The organism is Streptomyces sp. NPDC001604 (assembly GCF_042893475.1).
GTDB lineage: Bacteria > Actinomycetota > Actinomycetes > Streptomycetales > Streptomycetaceae > Streptomyces.
Genome location: NZ_JBIAUY010000040.1, coordinates 1 through 16,295, shown reverse-complemented (window position 1 = coordinate 16,295; position 16,295 = coordinate 1). Strand labels below are relative to the sequence as shown.

2 protein-coding genes are annotated in these 16,295 nt (G+C 72.1%); both read right to left on the bottom strand.

Going from position 1 to position 16,295, the window contains the following annotated elements:
• Positions 1-7,023, bottom strand: a 7,023-nt coding sequence (locus ACFY1E_RS47750; protein WP_389088872.1) for a type I polyketide synthase, incomplete at its 3' end; no start/stop codon positions are given.
• Positions 7,024-7,094: 71 nt separating this feature from the next.
• Positions 7,095-16,277, bottom strand: a complete 9,183-nt coding sequence (locus ACFY1E_RS47745) for a type I polyketide synthase (RefSeq protein ID WP_389088874.1) — start codon at positions 16,275-16,277, stop codon at positions 7,095-7,097.
• Positions 16,278-16,295: the final 18 nt, after the last annotated feature.

The window sequence follows — 16,295 nt, the reverse complement described above, 5'->3', positions numbered from 1 at the left end:
CACCGCCCCGGAGACCAAACCCTCCAGACCAGCCGTCAACTCCCCACGACCACCGCCCAGCACCACCGCACGGTGCTCGAACACCGACCGCGACGCGGCCAGAGACCACGCCACATCGGCCGGCTCCAGCTCGGGCCGGTCCGCCGCCCAGGTGAGCAGGCGCTCGGCCTGCGCCGTCAGCGCCTTGGCCGTACGGCCCGACACCAGCCAGGCGGACACACTGCCGGACTCAACCACGGCGGGAGCGGTCGTCGGGTCGTCGGGCAGGGTCTCGCTGTCGGCCTCGTCCTCGGTGGGGGCTTCTTCCAGGATGACGTGGACGTTCGTGCCGCTCATGCCGAACGCCGACACACCCGCCCGGCGCACCCGCTCACCGACCGGCCACGGCCGCGCATCCGCAAGGAGCCGCACCTCGCCCGCCGACCAGTCGACGTGCGGCGTCGGCTCGTCCACGTGCAGCGTGCGCGGCATCTCCTCGTGCTGGAGCGCGAGCACCATCTTGATCATGCCGGCCGCGCCGGCGGCCGTCTGGGTGTGGCCGATCACGGACTTCACCGAGCCGAGCCACAGGGGGCGGTCCTCAGGACGGCCCTGGCCGTAGGTCGCGATCAGGGCCTGGGCCTCGATGGGGTCGCCCAGCGTGGTCGCGGAACCGTGCGCCTCGACGACGTCGATGTCGTCCGCCGACACTCCGGCGTTGGCGAGGGCGGCGCGGATGACCCGCTGCTGGGAGGGGCCGTTGGGCGCGGTCAGGCCGTTGGACGCGCCGTCCTGGTTCATCGCGGAGCCGCGCACCAGCGCGAGCACCTTGTGGCCGTTGCGGCGCGCATCCGAGAGCCGCTCGACGACGAGCATGCCGACGCCCTCGGAGAAGCCCGAGCCGTCGGCGTCGGCGGAGAAGGACCGGCAACGCCCGTCCATCGACACCCCGCCGGCCTCGGAGAAGGCCACGAAGACCATGGGGTTGGTGGCGACCGCGACGCCGCCGACCAGGGCAAGGGAGCACTCCCCCGCTCTGATCGCCTGGCAGGCGAGGTGCAGGGCCACGAGCGCCGAGGAACACGCGGTGTCCACGGTGACCGCGGGGCCTTCGAGGCCGAGCGTGTAGGAGAGCCGGCCCGACAGGATGCTGGTGGCGTTGCCGGTCATCATGTGCGTCTCGGCGACGCCGGACTCCTCCAGCGAGGCGCCGAGGCCGTAGCCGGAGGCGGAGCCGCCGACGAAGGCGCCGGTCTGGCTGCCGCGCAGGCTCATCGGGTCGAGCCCGGCCTGCTCCAGCGCCTCCCACGACGCTTCGAGGAGCAGCCGCTGCTGCGGGTCCATGGCCAGGGCCTCGCGGGGGCTGATCCCGAAGAAGGAGGCGTCGAAGCCGCTGGCGTCGCGGACGAAGCCACCGGCTTCCATGGAGAGCTGGCCGGTCTCCGGATCGCACAGGGAGTCGAGGTCCCAGCCCCGGTCCTGCGGGAACGGGCCGATCACGTCGGTGCCCGAGGAAAGGTGCTGCCACAGCCCCTCGGGGCTGCTCGCGCCACCCGGGAACCGGCAGGCGATGCCGACGATGGCGACGGGGTCGGCGGCGTCGGCGGCCACCGCACGGGCCGGTTCGGCGGCGGCCGGCAGTTCACCGGTCAGCTCCGTCCGCAACAGGCCGGCGAGCGCCGCCGCCGTCGGGTAGTCGAAGACCAGCGTGGCCGGCAGCCGCAGCCCGGTCTCGTTGTTGAGCCGGTTGCGCATCTCCACGGCGGTGAGGGAGTCGAAGCCCAGGTCGGTGAAGGCCCGGGTGACGTCGAACGCATCACCGGAGCCGTAGCCCAGCACGGCGGAGGCGTGGGAGCGCACCAGCTCCACCAGCACACGGTCGCGCTCGGGACCGGACAGCGACGCCAGGCGGTGGCGCAGTGCCTCGCCCGGACGTCCGTCGGCGACGGCGACGGTGTTCGCGGCTGCGGTGCGGCGGGTGGTCGTACCGGCCAAAGACCGCCACAGCGGCGGGATGTCCGTGCTGTTCGCGGCGTGCGCCCGGAGCTTGGCGACGTCCAGACGAGCGGGCATGAGCACCGTCTCGTCACGGGTCAGCGCCAGGTCGAAGACGACCAGGCCCTCCTCGCCACCCAGCGGCACGAACGTCTGGTCGATACGGGCCAGCAGCCGCTGGTCCAGGTTGCGGCCGATGCCCTCCTCGTGCGCCCAGGGACCGAGCTGGAGCGAGGTGCCGGCCAGCCCGGCCGCCTGGCGGTAGCCGGCCAGGGCGTCCAGGAAGGAGTTCGCCGCCACGTAACTGCCCTGGCCCGGCGCGCCCAGCGTGGCCGCCGCCGAGGAGAACATCACGAAGCGTTCGAGGTTCAGGTGCGCGGTCAGCTCGTGCAGGTGCCAGGCCGCGTCGACCTTCGCCCGCAACACCTTGGACAGCCGCTCGGCCGTCAGCGTCGCGATCGTGCCGTCATCGACAACGCCCGCGGAATGGATGACCGAGCCCAGCGGGCAGTCCTCCGGGATACCGGCGACGACCGTGGCGAGCGCGTCGCGGTCGGCCGCGTCACAGGCCAGTATCCGCACCCACGCGCCCAGTTCGGCCAGCTCTGCCGCCAGCGCGGCGACACCCGCCGACGGGCCGGAACGGCTCAGCAGCACCACACCACCGGCCCGACCCGTCCGCACGAAGTGACGGGCCACCAGCCCGCCCAGCGTCCCCGTGCCACCGGTCACCAGCAGCGTACGAGCCGACACCTCAACCTTCTCCGGCCACACCACCGCAGCCAGCTCACCGGGCGCGCGGACCAGACGACGGCCGTACACGGCCCCGCCCCGGACCACCAGCTCCGGCTCACCACAGCCCACCACCGACGCCAGCACACCCACATGCCCGGCCGCATCCACCGCAGGCAGGTCGACCAGCACGATCCGCTCCGGGCTCTCCGACTGCGCCGACCGCAGCAGACCCCGCACCGCAGCCCCCGCCAGATCCGTCACCGCCTCACCGCCGACACCGTCGACCGCGCCACAGGTGACCGCCACCAGCCGCGCCCCCTCAAACCGGACCTCGTCCAGCCACTCCCGCACCATCTCCAACGCCGCACCGGCGGACGCATGCACCTCACCCGCGACACCACTGCCCTCACCACCAAGGCACACCAGCACCATGCGCGGGTCGATCTCACCCACCTCCACGGCAGCGGCAAGCTCAGCCAGACCGGAGAAGGGCCGCACCCGCACGCCGGTACCGGCCAGCGGCTCGCCCAGACCGAAACGGTCGGCGCCGAGCAACGCCCACTCCCCGACCAGCGCCGTGACCGGCTCTACAGGCACCCACTCCTGCACGAACAACGAATCAGCCAGCGCGTTCTCGGCAGCCAGCAACTGCTCGACCGACACCGGACGCTTCACCAGCGAACCGACCGACACCACCGCAGCACCGGACACATCCGCAGCCGACACCGACAGACCACCACGGCCGTCCGGACGCAGCCGCACACGCAGCGCCGAAGCGCCGACAGCATGCAGTTCGACGTCCGTCCACGCGAACGGCATCTCCAGCGCGCCGCCCGTGTCCCGGTCCTGCTCGACCAGGACCGCCGCGTGCAGCGCCGCGTCCAGCAGCGCCGGGTGCAGGCCGAAGGCCGTGGACTGGGACGCCACCTGCTCCGGCAGCTCGACCTCGGCGAAGATGTCCGCGCCGCGCCGCCAGGCGGCCCGCAGGCAGTGGAAGGCGGGGCCGTACACCTCGGCGAGGGTCTGCGTGTAGAGGTTCGAGGAGTCCAGGGGCTCGGCGTCCCGAGGCGGCCAGACCGACAGGTCCTCGTCGGCCGCGACGGCCGCGGTGGCGGGGGCCAGTACGCCGGCGGCGTGCCGAGTCCAGCCGTCCTGGGCGGACTCGTCGGGGCGGGAGAACACCTCCACGCCACGTCGCCCGTCGGATTCAACCGCGCCCACCACGACCTGTACCTGGACGGCGCCGGACTCCGGGACGACGAGCGGCGCCTGGAGGGTGAGTTCCTCCAGCAGTCCACAGCCCACCTGGTCACCGGCTCGCACGACAAGTTCCACGTAGCCGGTGCTCGGCAGCAGCACCAGGCCGGCGACGGCGTGGTCGGCGAGCCAGGGCTGGTCCTGCACCGACAGTCGTCCGGTCAGCACGACCCCGGCGGCACCGGCGAGTTCCACTACCGCGCCCAGCAGGGGGTGGCCGGCCACGCCGAGGCCCGCCGACGCCAGGTCCGCGGTGGACTTCGCGCTCGGCAGCCTGAGCACACCCTTCGGCCAGTAACGCTCGTGCTGGAAGGCGTACGTCGGCAGCTCGACAGAGCCCGCCGCGGACAGCACCTTCGTCCAGTCGACGGAAGCGCCCTGCGTCCACGCCTCGGCCAGCGAGGTCACGATCCGGGCCACGCTGTCGTCATCCCTGCGCAGCGTCCCGCAGACCACGCCGGGCAGCGTGGTGGGGCCGGAGTCCCGGGCGACCTGTTCGAGGGTGTCGTTCATGGCACCCATGAGGACCGGGTGCGGGGAGACCTCGATGAACACCTCGTGACCCCGGTCGGCCAGGGACCGGACGGCAGAGTCGAAGTGGACGGTGTTGCGGAGGCTGTCGTACCAGTAGCCCGCGTCCAGCTCCTCGCCGGTCAGCGTCTCACCCGACATCGCCGACACCATCGGCACCCGGCCCCGACGCGGAGAGATCCCGGCCAGGACCTCACGGATCTCCGCCTCCAGACGATCCACCTGCGGACCGTGCGACGCGTAGTCCACCGCCACCATCCGCGCCCGAATGCCCTCGGCCTCGAACTGCGCCTTCAGCTCCTCAAGAGCCTGCGGCTCACCCGAAACCACCACCGCCGCAGGGCCATTGACCGCCGCCAACGACAGACGCTCGTCCAGCCGGCCCTCCACCACCTCGGCAGAGGCGGCGACCGAGAGCATGCCCCCCGCACCCGCCAGCACCTTCAACGACCGCGACCGCAGCGCCACCACACGGGCGCCGTCCTCCAGCGACAGCATCCCCGCGACCGTCGCCGCCGCAATCTCACCCTGCGAGTGCCCGACCACGGCGGCCGGTGCCACACCGGCCGCCTCCCACACCGCCGCAAGCGACACCATCACCGCCCACAACACCGGCTGAACCACGTCAGCGGCCTCCAGCGCCGGAGCTCCGTCCCTCCCCGCCAGGACGTCCATCAGCGACCACTCGACGTGAGGCGCCAGTGCCGCCGCGCACTCCGCGAGCCGCGCCGCGAACACCGGGCTGGTCTCGGCCAGTTCACACCCCATGCCGAGCCACTGCGAACCCTGGCCCGGAAAGACGAAGACCGTCCGTGCGTCGGACCGGACCGTGCCGGACACGACGGACCCACTCGGCACCTGGCCGGCAAGGCTCTCCAGACCGGCCACCAGCTCGCCGCTGTTCCCGCCGACCACCACGGCGCGGTGCTCGAAGGGCACTCGTGTGGTCGCCAACGACCAGGCCACATCGGCCGGTTCCAGCTCGGGCCGGGCGGCCACCCACTCCCGCAGCCGGTCGGCCTGCGCCGTCAGTGCCTTGGCGGACCGGGCGGACACCAACCACGCGCCCGCGCCGGCCACGACAGGGTCCTCCGGCGTCGTGGCCGCGTCCTGCGCCGGGGCTTCGGCTCCTGTCGCGGGGGCCTCTTCCAGGATGATGTGGACGTTCGTGCCGCTGCCGCCGAACGAGGAGAGGCCCGCCCGGCGGACCCGGTCACCGGCGGGCCACGGCTGCGGCTCGGTCAGCAGTTGAACATCGCCCGCCGACCAGTCCACGTGCGGGGTCGGCTCGCCCACGTGCAGCGTGCGGGGCATCACCTCGTGCTTGAGTGCCAGCACCAGCTTGATCAAGCTGGCGACACCGCCGGCCGCCTGGGTGTGGCCGGTGTTGGACTTCGCCGAACCCAGCCACAGCGGACGGCCTTCCGGCCGCTCCTGGCCGTAGGTCGCGATCAGGGCCTGGGCCTCGATCGGATCGCCGAGCTTGGTGCCGGTGCCGTGCGCCTCGACCACGTCGACATCGGCGGCCGACAGGCGGGCGTTCTCCAGGGCGGCGCGGATGACGCGCTGCTGGGAGGGGCCGTTGGGCGCGGTCAGGCCGTTCGAGGCGCCGTCCTGGTTCACCGCTGAACCACGGACCACCGCGAGGACCCGGTGGCCGAGCCGCCGTGCGTCCGACAGGCGCTCGACGGCGATCAGGCCCGCGCCCTCGGACCAGCCGGTTCCGGAGGCGTCGGCGGAGAACGCGCGGCAGCGGCCGTCCGAGGAGAGCCCCTGCTGCCGGGAGAACTCGACGAAGTTGCCCGGGTTCGCCAGGACCGTCACGCCACCGGTCAGCGCGAGGGCGCACTCGCGGTTCCAGATCGCCTGGAAGGCCAGGTGCATCGCCAGCGCGGACGACGAGCACGCAGTGTCCACCACGAAGGCGGGCCCTTCCAGGCCCATCGTGTACGACACCCGTCCGGCGATCACGGCGGGCAGGTTGCCGGTCATGATGTGACCGGCGAACGCCTCCCCGCCCTCTTCCGAAAGCTCCAGGTTGATTCCGTAGTTCGAGGTGAAACCGCCGATGAAGACACCGGTGCGGCTGCCGCGCAGTGTCTCGGCGTTGATCCCCGCGTGTTCCAGCGTCTCCCAGGCCACCTCGAGGGTCAGCCGTTGCTGCGGGTCCATGGCGAGAGCCTCGCGCGGGCTGATCCCGAAGAAACCCGCGTCGAATCCGCTGGCATTCCGGAGGAACCCACCGGAGTCCGTGATCGACTTTCCCATCTCCTGGTCCGGGTCGTGGAGGTCCTCCAGGTCCCATCCTCGGTCGGTCGGGAAGGGCCCCACCCCGTCGATGCCGGACGCCAGTACGTCCCAGAACCCCTCCAGGCTGTCCGCGCCGCCCGGGAACCGGCACGCCATACCGACGATCGCCAGCGGCTCACGCTCGCCGGCCTCGAGCCGACGAAGGCGCTGGCGCGTCTCCTGAAGGTCGGCGGCGGCCTTCTTGAGGTATCCGAAAAGCTTTTCCTGGTTCTCCACCTGAGACTCCTAGCCAAAACCGTGGGTTCGAAAGGACCGAAGTATTGAGACGGACTGGATAACCCACCTGATCAAGGCATACCGAACTCCTTGTCAAGGAATTCGAACAACTGGTCAGGCGTAGCCGACTCAAGTTCGACCGGCTTGTCCCTTTCGAGCTCCGGATCACCTTGCTTTTCGATCCACCTGGACAGAATTCCTTGCAGCCGCCGGGTGACGTTCTCGTGTACTTCGTGCTCTGCGGTCGATTTCGCGAGGCTGGCTTCGAGCTGGTCGAGTTCGTCGAATATCGGCTCGGAAGCCTCTTCGTCTCCGACGAGCTCCGTCCGCAGCAGAGCGGCGAGCGCCACCGGGTTCGGGTAGTCGAAGACCACCGTCGAGGGCAGTCGCAGGCCGGTCGCCGTGTTCAGCCGGTTGCGGAACTCGACGGACGTCAGGGAGTCGAAGCCGAGTTCCTTGAACGCCTGCCGGGCCTGGACCGCGTCCGCCGAGCTGTGTCCCAGCAGCGCCGCCGCCTCGGCCCGCACCACGTCGGTCAGCAGCTTGTCCTGCTCGGCCCGGTCGAGGCCGGCCAGCCGTCCGGCGAGCCCGCCCTCGGCCTGCGCCGGGTCGCCGGCCACGGGGCGGATCGCGGCGAGCCGGCGGACCTCCGGGAGGTCGCGCACGAGCGGTCGCTCGGTCAGGCCGGAGGACCCGGGGACCGCTGCGAGCTTGGCCCAGTCCACGTCCATGACGGTGACCACCGCGTCGTCGCCGACCAGCGCCTCACCGAGTGCCCGAACCGCCAGTTGCGGGTCCATCGGGGGCATCGGCAGCCGCTTCATCCGGGCCTCGATCTCGCTCTTGGACTGCGCGAGGCCACCACCGCCCCACAGGCCCCAGGCCACCGACAGACCGCTCAGCCCACGGGCCTTCCGGTGCTCGGCCACGGCGTCCAGGTAGGAGTTGGCGGCCGCGTAGTTGCCCTGGCCTGCCGAGCCGAGCGTGGAGGCAGCCGAGGAGAACAGCACGAAGGCGTCCAGGTCCAGGTCTGCGGTCAGCTCGTCCAGATACGCGGCGCTGGTGGCCTTCGCCGCCAGCACCGTCTCCAGCCGCTCGGCCGAGAGGCGGTCGATGACGCCGTCGTCCAGCACGCCGGCCGTGTGCATCACCGCCGACAGCGCCGGGCCGCTGCGTCCGGTCCAGTCCACCAGGCCGGACAGCGCGGAGCGGTCGCCGACGTCGCAGGTCACCACGTCCACGCGGGTGCCCCGCTCGGCGAGTTCGGCGGCCTGCGCGGCGACACCGTGCGCGGATGGTCCGGAGCGGCTGGTCAGCACCAGGCGCCGGGCGTCGCGGTCGGCCAGCCAGTGGGCGACGTGTCCGGCGATCGCGCCGGTGCCGCCGGTGATCAGCGTGGTGCCGCGCGGCGTCCAGGCATCGGCGGACCGTCGGGAACGGGCGGGCCGGCTCATCCTGCGGCCCAGCACGCCTGTCGCGCGGATGGCCACCTCGTCCTCGCCGCAGCCGTCGAGCACCGCCGCCAGTCGGCTGCCCGCCCGGTCGTCCAGGACGGCCGGCAGGTCGACAAGACCGCCCCAGCGCTCGGGGGATTCGAGGCCGAAGACCCGGCTCAGACCCCACACCTGCGCCTGCACCGGGCTGTTCGGCAGCTCGCCCGGCGTGGCCGAGACCGCGCCGCACGTGGCCACCCACAGCGGCTTGTCCACCCCGGTGTCACCGAGCGCCTGCACCAGGGCCAGCGTGGCGGCCAGACCTCCGGACACGCCGGGGTGTTCGGGAAGCGGCGTCTCCTCCAGGGCGAGCAGCGACAACACGCCGACCGCAGAGGCGAGTTCCACACCGGCCTCTTCGGCCCCCTGGACGAGCCGCGCCGCCATCTCCGCCCGGTCGACGGTCCTGGCCGGGACCTCGATCACCGCCACTTCGGCCCGGCGACGGCGCAGCGCCTCCGCACTCTCCCGCACCAGGCCGTCGGCGGCCGGTCCGGCCGGGGCCACCAGCAGCCATGTCCCGGACAGCGCCCGGGAGTCGGGCTCCTCGATGTGCGCCCAGCCCATCCGGTAGCTCCAGCCGGCGGTCACCGAACGCTCCACCTCCTGGCGCCGCCAGGAAGCCAGCGCCGGAAGCACCTCCTGGAACGGGCGGGCACCGTCCACCGCGAGGGTGTCGGCCAGGTGCGCCACGTCGCCGTCCTCGACGGCGGCCCAGAACCGGGCCTCGGCCTCGGTGCTCGTGCTGTCGGCCCTGCTCTCCACGTCCGGCAGCGCGTCCTCGGCCTCGGGCCAGTAGCGCTCGTGCTGGAAGGCGTACGTCGGCAGTTCAATGCGCTTCGCGACGGGCAGCACCTTCGTCCAGTCGACGGACGCGCCCTGCACCCACGCCTCGGCCAGCGAAGTCACGATCCGGACCGCACTGTCGTCGTCCCGGCGCAGGGTTCCACACACCGCACCCGGCACAGCACCGGGGCCCGCAGCCCCGGCCACCTCCTCCAGCGTGTCCGTCATGGCGCCGAACAGGACCGGGTGCGGGGAGACCTCGATGAAGACCTGGTGACCCTGGTCGGCCAGGGTCCGCACCGCGCGCTCGAAGTGGACGGTGTTGCGCAGACTGTCGTACCAGTAACCGGCGTCCAGCTCCTCACCGGTCAGCGTCTCACCCGACATCGCCGACACCATCGGCACCCGGCCCTGGCGCGGGGAGATGCCCGAGAGGACTTCGCGGATCTCCGCCTCCAGGCGGTCGACCTGCGGACCGTGCGAGGCGTAGTCCACCGCCACCATCCGCGCCCGGATGCCCTCGGCCTCGAACTGCGCCTTCAGCTCCTCCAGGGCCTGTGGCTCGCCCGAAACGACCACCGCCGCAGGGCCGTTGACCGCCGCCAGCGACAGACGCTCGTCCAGACGGCTCTCCACCACCTCGGCAGAGGCGGCGACCGAGAGCATGCCGCCCGCACCCGCCAGCACCTTCAGCGACCGCGACCTGAGCGCCACCACCCGGGCGGCGTCCTCCAGGGACAGCATCCCGGCAACCGTCGCCGCCGCGATCTCACCCTGCGAGTGCCCGACGACGGCGGCCGGTGCCACTCCGGCCGCTTCCCACACCGCGGCCAGCGACACCATCACCGCCCACAGCACCGGCTGCACCACATCGGCGGCCTCCAGCGCCGGGGCGGACTCAACACCGGCCAGGACGTCCATCAGCGACCACTCGACATGAGGCGTCAGTGCCGCCGCACACTCCGCCAGCCGCGCCGCGAACACCGGGCTGGCCTCGGCCAGTTCACACCCCATGCCGAGCCACTGCGAACCCTGACCCGGGAACACGAACACCGTCCGCGCATCGGAGGGGGCAGCGCCGGAGACCACCGAGGCGTCGGACGCCCCGAGCGCCAGGCTTTCCAGGCCGCTCAGCAGTTGCGCGCGCTCGCCGCCCAGTACGACTGCCCGGTGCGTGAAGAGCGATCGGGTCGTCACCAGGGACCAAGCCACATCGGCCGGTTCCAGCTCGGGCCGGTCGGTCACCCACTCCCGCAAGCGGTCCGCCTGGGCCGCGAGGACCTCAGAGGTACGGCCGGAGACCGGCCAGACGCCAACCGCCTCGGTGTCGAGCACCGTGGGCGCAGGCGCCGGCTCGGAATCGTCGGACGGCTCGGCGGCGGGCGCTTCCTCCAGGATGACGTGGGCGTTGGTGCCGCTGATGCCGAAGGAGGACACGCCCGCCCGGCGGACCCGCTCACTGGCAGACCACTGCACCGGCTCGGTCAGGAGAGACACCTCGCCCGCCGACCAGTCGATGTGCGGCGACGGCTCCTCGGCGTGCAGCGTGGGCGGCAACTCGCCGTGCTGCAACGCCAGCACCATCTTCATGATCCCGGCGACACCGGCAGCGGCCTGAGTGTGCCCGAGATTCGACTTCACCGAACCCAGCCACAACGGCCGGCCCTCAGGACGGTCCTGCCCGTAGGTCGCCATCAACGCCTGCGCCTCGATCGGGTCACCCAGCGCGGTACCCGTGCCGTGCGCCTCGACGGCATCAACGTCGGCGGCCGACAGACGGGCATTCTCCAGAGCCGCGCGGATCACCCGCTGCTGCGCCGGACCGTTCGGCGCCGTCAGACCGTTCGACGCGCCGTCCTGATTCACCGCACTGCCACGCACGATCGCCAGCACCGGGTGACCGTGACGGCGGGCGTCCGACAGGCGCTCCACCACCAGCATGCCCACGCCCTCGGCCATGCCCATACCGTCCGCGTCCGCCGAGAACGCCTTGCTGCGGCCGTCCACCGCCAGACCACGCGCATCGGAGAACGCCACGAAGCCACCCGGCCCCGCCATCACCGTCACACCACCGGCCAGCGCCAGCGAACACTCCCCCGACCGCAGCGCCTGCGCCGCCAGATGCAACGCCACCAGCGACGACGAGCACGCCGTGTCGATCGTGACCGCAGGACCCTCCAGACCAAACGTGTACGACAGCCGGCCCGACAGGATGCTGGTGGCATTACCGGTCATCAGATGACTGGCCACACCGCTCAGATCGGCGTGGGTCTCCAGGCTCAGGTCCGCGTAACCGGAGGAGTAGCCGCCGACGAAAGCACCGGTCCGGCTGCCGCGCAGCGACCCGGGATCGATCCCGGCCCGCTCGAACGCCTCCCACGAGGTTTCGAGGAGCAGCCGCTGCTGCGGGTCCATGGCGAGGGCTTCGCGCGGGCTGATCCCGAAGAACCCCGCGTCGAATGCCGCCGCGTCCCGCACGAACCCGCCCTCACGGGTGTACGAGGTACCCGACCGCTCCGACTCCGGGTCATACAGCTCGTCGGCCTTCCACCCACGATCCTGCGGAAAGCCGCTGATCGCGTCGCCCGCGGACGACAGCAGCCGCCACAGCTCGTCGGGGTTGCTCGCACCACCGGGGAACCGGCACGCCATCCCCACGATCGCGACCGGCTCGGCAACGTCAACGGTCACCGCACGGGCCGGCTCGGCAGCGGCCGGCAGTTCCCCGATCAGCTCCGTCCGCAACAGACCCGCCAACGCCGACGGCGTCGGATAGTCGAAGACCAGCGTGGCCGGCAGCCGCAGCCCCGTCTCACCCCGCAACCGGTTACGCAGATCCACCGCCGTCAGCGAATCGAAGCCCAGATCCGTGAACGCCCGACCCGCCTCGATCACCTCCGCCGACGCATGACCCAGCACAGCCGCCACATGCACACGCACCAGATCCAGGAGTGCGCGGTCACGCTCAGGACCGGTCAGTGACGCCAGCCGGTGGCGCAGTGCCTCACCCGGACGCCCCTCGGCGACGGCGACGGCGGTCCGTCGGACCGGGCCGCCGGCCAGCAGGCGCAGCAGCGGCGGGACGTCGCCGTCGCGAACGGTTCGGGTTCGCGTTCCGGCCACGTCGAGCCGGGCCGGCATCAGGACCGCCTCGTCGCGGTTCAGGGCGACGTCGAGCAGAGCCAGTCCCTCCTCGGCGCCGATGCCGAGGACGCCCGAGCGGTCGATACGGGAGAGCAGGCCCTCGTCCAGGTTGCGGCCAATGCCCTCCTCGTGCGCCCACGGGCCGAGCTGGAGCGAGGTGCCGGTCAGCCCGGCCGCCCGCCGGTGACCGGCCAACGCATCCAGGTACGAGTTGGCCGCCACGTAGTTGCCCTGGCCAGGGGCACCGAAGGCGGCGGCCGCGGAAGAGAACATGACGAAGTGGTCGAGGTCCAGATGCGCGGTCAGCTCGTGCAGATACCAGGCCGCGTCGACCTTCGGGCTCAGGACCCTGGACAGCCGCTCCGGCGTCAGTGTCGCGATCGTCCCGTCATCGATGATCCCGGCGGCATGAACGACCGAGGTGAGCGGCCAGTCCTCCGGGATACCGGCCACGACCGCCGCCAGCGCATCACGGTCGGCCACGTCACAGCCCAGTATCCGCACCCACGCGCCCAGTTCGGCCAGCTCCGCCGCCAGCGAGGCCACACCCACCGACGGACCCGAACGGCTCAGCAGCACCACACCACCAGCCCGACCCGTCCGCACGAAGTGACGGGCCACCAGCCCACCCAGCGTCCCCGTACCACCGGTCACCAGCAGCGTACGAGCCGACAACTCCTCGGCCCTCTCAGACCACACCACCGCAGCCAGCTCACCGGCGGGGCGGGCCAGGCGGCGGCCGTACACGGCCTGCCCCCGAACCACCAGCTCCGGCTCACCGTTGCCCAGGGCCTTCGGCAGTACGACGGCGTCATCGCCGGGAGCCGACAGGTCGACCAGCGTCAGCCGACCGGGGTTCTCGGACTGTGCCGAGCGCAGCAGGCCCCAGAGGGCTGCCGCCGCCAGGTCGGTCGCCGGCTCGCCCGCCGCAGCGGCCACAGCGCCACGCGTCACGATGACCAACTGACCTTCTTCCAGGCGCGGTTCGTCGATCCACTGCTGGGCGAGCAGGAGCGCCTCGCCGCTGACGCGGTGTACGACGGCCAGGACGTCGGAGTCGGCTTCGTCGGGCTTCGAACCGGCGCAGACCAGGACCGTGCGCGGGTCGAACCCGTCTACCTCGACGGCGTCGGCGAGGTCAGCGACGTCGGCGAAGGGCCGCACCTGAACGCCGGTACCGGCCAGCGCCTCGGCCAGACCGAAACGGTCGTCACCGAGCAGCGCCCACTCCCCGACCACCGCCGTGACCGGCTCGACAGGCACCCACTCCTGCACGAACAGTGAGTCACCCAGCACCGGGCCGGCGGCCTGCACCTGCCCGGCCGACACCGGACGGCTGACCAGCGAGCCGACCGTCACCACGGCAGCGCCGGTGGCGTCCGCAGCCGTCAGCGACAAACCGCCACGGCCGTCGGGACGCAAACGGACACGCAGCGCCGAGGCGCCGACAGCGTGCAGTTCGACGTCCGTCCACGCGAACGGCATCCGGACCTCGTCCGGCTCACCCTCGTCCAGCCCGGCCAGCAGCCCCGCGTGCAGCGCGGCGTCCAGCAACACCGGATGCAGCCCGAACGAACCGGCCTGCGCGGCGACTTCTTCCGGCAGAGCGACCTCGGCGAAAACGTCCCCGTCACGCCGCCACGCCGCCTTCAGCCCGTGAAACGCCGGACCGTACACATCGGCCAGCCGCACCGCGTAAAGCTCCGAGAACTCCAGCGGAGTCGCCCCGCTCGGCGGCCATACGGTGAACTCCTCACCGGCGCCCATGGTCCGCCCGGTCGGCGCGAGCACACCCTCGGCGTGCTGGATCCACGTCCCCCCGGCGCCGTCGGTGCGCGAATACACCTCCACCGACCGGCGCCCGTCGTCGGCCGCGGCCACCACGACCTGGACCTGGACGGCGCCGGACTCGGGGACGACGAGTGGCGCCTTGAGGGTGAGTTCCTCCAGCACCCCGCAGCCCACCTGGTCACCGGCCTGGACCGCCAGCTCCACAAAACCGGTACCCGGCAGCAGGATCACCCCGCCGACCCGGTGATCGGCCAGCCACGGCTGCGACCGCACCGACAGCCGACCGGTGCACACCACCCCGGCACCATCGGCCAGCTCCACCGCCGCACCCAGCAGCGGGTGACCCACCGCGCCCAGACCCAACGACTCCGGATCCGCGCCCGCGCCACGCTTGGGCAGCACCACCGTGCCCTTCGGCCAGAAACTCTCGTGCTGGAAGGCGTATGTCGGCAGTTCGGTGCGTTCCGCGACGGGCAGCACCTTCGTCCAGTCGACGGACGCGCCGTGCGCCCATGCCTCGGCGAAGGAGGTCAGCACCCGTGCCGGGCTGTCGTTGTCCCGGCGCAGCGTCCCGCAGACCACGCCGGGCAGTGTGGTGGGACCAGCGATCTCCTCCAGGGTGTCCGTGATGGCGCCGGTGAGGACCGGGTGCGGGGAGACCTCGATGAACACCTGGTGACCCTGCTCGGCCAGGGTCCGCACCGCGCGCTCGAAGTGGACGGTGTTGCGCAGGCTGTCGTACCAGTAACCGGCGTCCAGCTCCTCACCGGTCAGGATCTCGCCCGACATCGCCGACACCATCGGCACCCGGCCCCGACGCGGGGAGATCCCGGCCAGGACCTCGCGGATCTCCGCCTCCAGGCGGTCCACCTGCGGACCGTGCGAGGCGTAGTCCACCGCCACCATCCGCGCCCGCACACCCTCGGCCTCGAACTGCGCCTTCAGCTCCTCCAGGGCCTGCGGCTCACCCGAAACCACCACCGCAGCAGGGCCATTGACCGCCGCCAGCGACAGACGCTCGTCCAGACGGCCCTCCACCACCTCGGCAGAGGCGGCGACCGACAGCATGCCGCCCGCACCCGCCAGCACCTTCAGCGACCGCGACCTGAGCGCCACCACCCGGGCGGCGTCCTCCAGGGACAGCATCCCGGCAACCGTCGCCGCCGCAATCTCACCCTGCGAATGGCCGACGACGGCGGCCGGTGCCACTCCGGCCGCTTCCCACACGGCGGCCAGCGACACCATCACCGCCCACAGCACCGGCTGCACCACATCGGCGGCCTCCAGCGCCGGAGCGCCCTCCGTCCCCGCCAGGACGTCCATCAGCGACCACTCGACGTGAGGCGCCAGTGCCGCCGCACACTCCGCCAGCCGCGCCGCGAACACCGGACTCACCTCAGCCAGTTCCCGGCCCATACCCAGCCACTGCGAACCCTGACCCGGGAAGACGAAGACCGTCCGCGCATCGGACCGGACCGTGCCGGACACCACGGACCCGCTCGGCATCTGGCCGGCAAGGCTCTCCAGACCGGCCACCAGCTCAGCCCGGCCATCACCGACCACCACCGCCCGATGCTCGAACACCGAACGCGTCGCCGCCAACGACCAGGCCACATCGGCCGGTTCCAGCTCGGGCCGGGCGGCCACCCACTCCTGCAACCGACCCGCCTGCGCCGCGAGACCGGCAGCCGAGCGGCTCGACACAAGCCAGGCACCCGCTCCCGACACCACCGGGGCCGTCGGCACCGTCGTGGGCTCAGCCTCGTCGGTGGGCGCTTCCTCGATGATCACGTGAGCGTTGGTTCCGCTCATTCCGAAAGAGGACACACCCGCACGGCGCACCCTCTCACCGGCAGGCCACTCCACCGACTCCGTCAGCAGCGACACCTCGCCCGCCGACCAGTCGATGTGCGGCGAGGGCTCGTCGGCGTGCAGAGTGCCCGGCAGTCGCTCGTGCTGGAGGGCCAGCACCATCTTGATCACGCCCGCCACGCCGGCGGCGGCCTGCGTGTGCCCGATGTTCGACTTCACCGAACCCAGCCACAGCGGCCGGTCCTC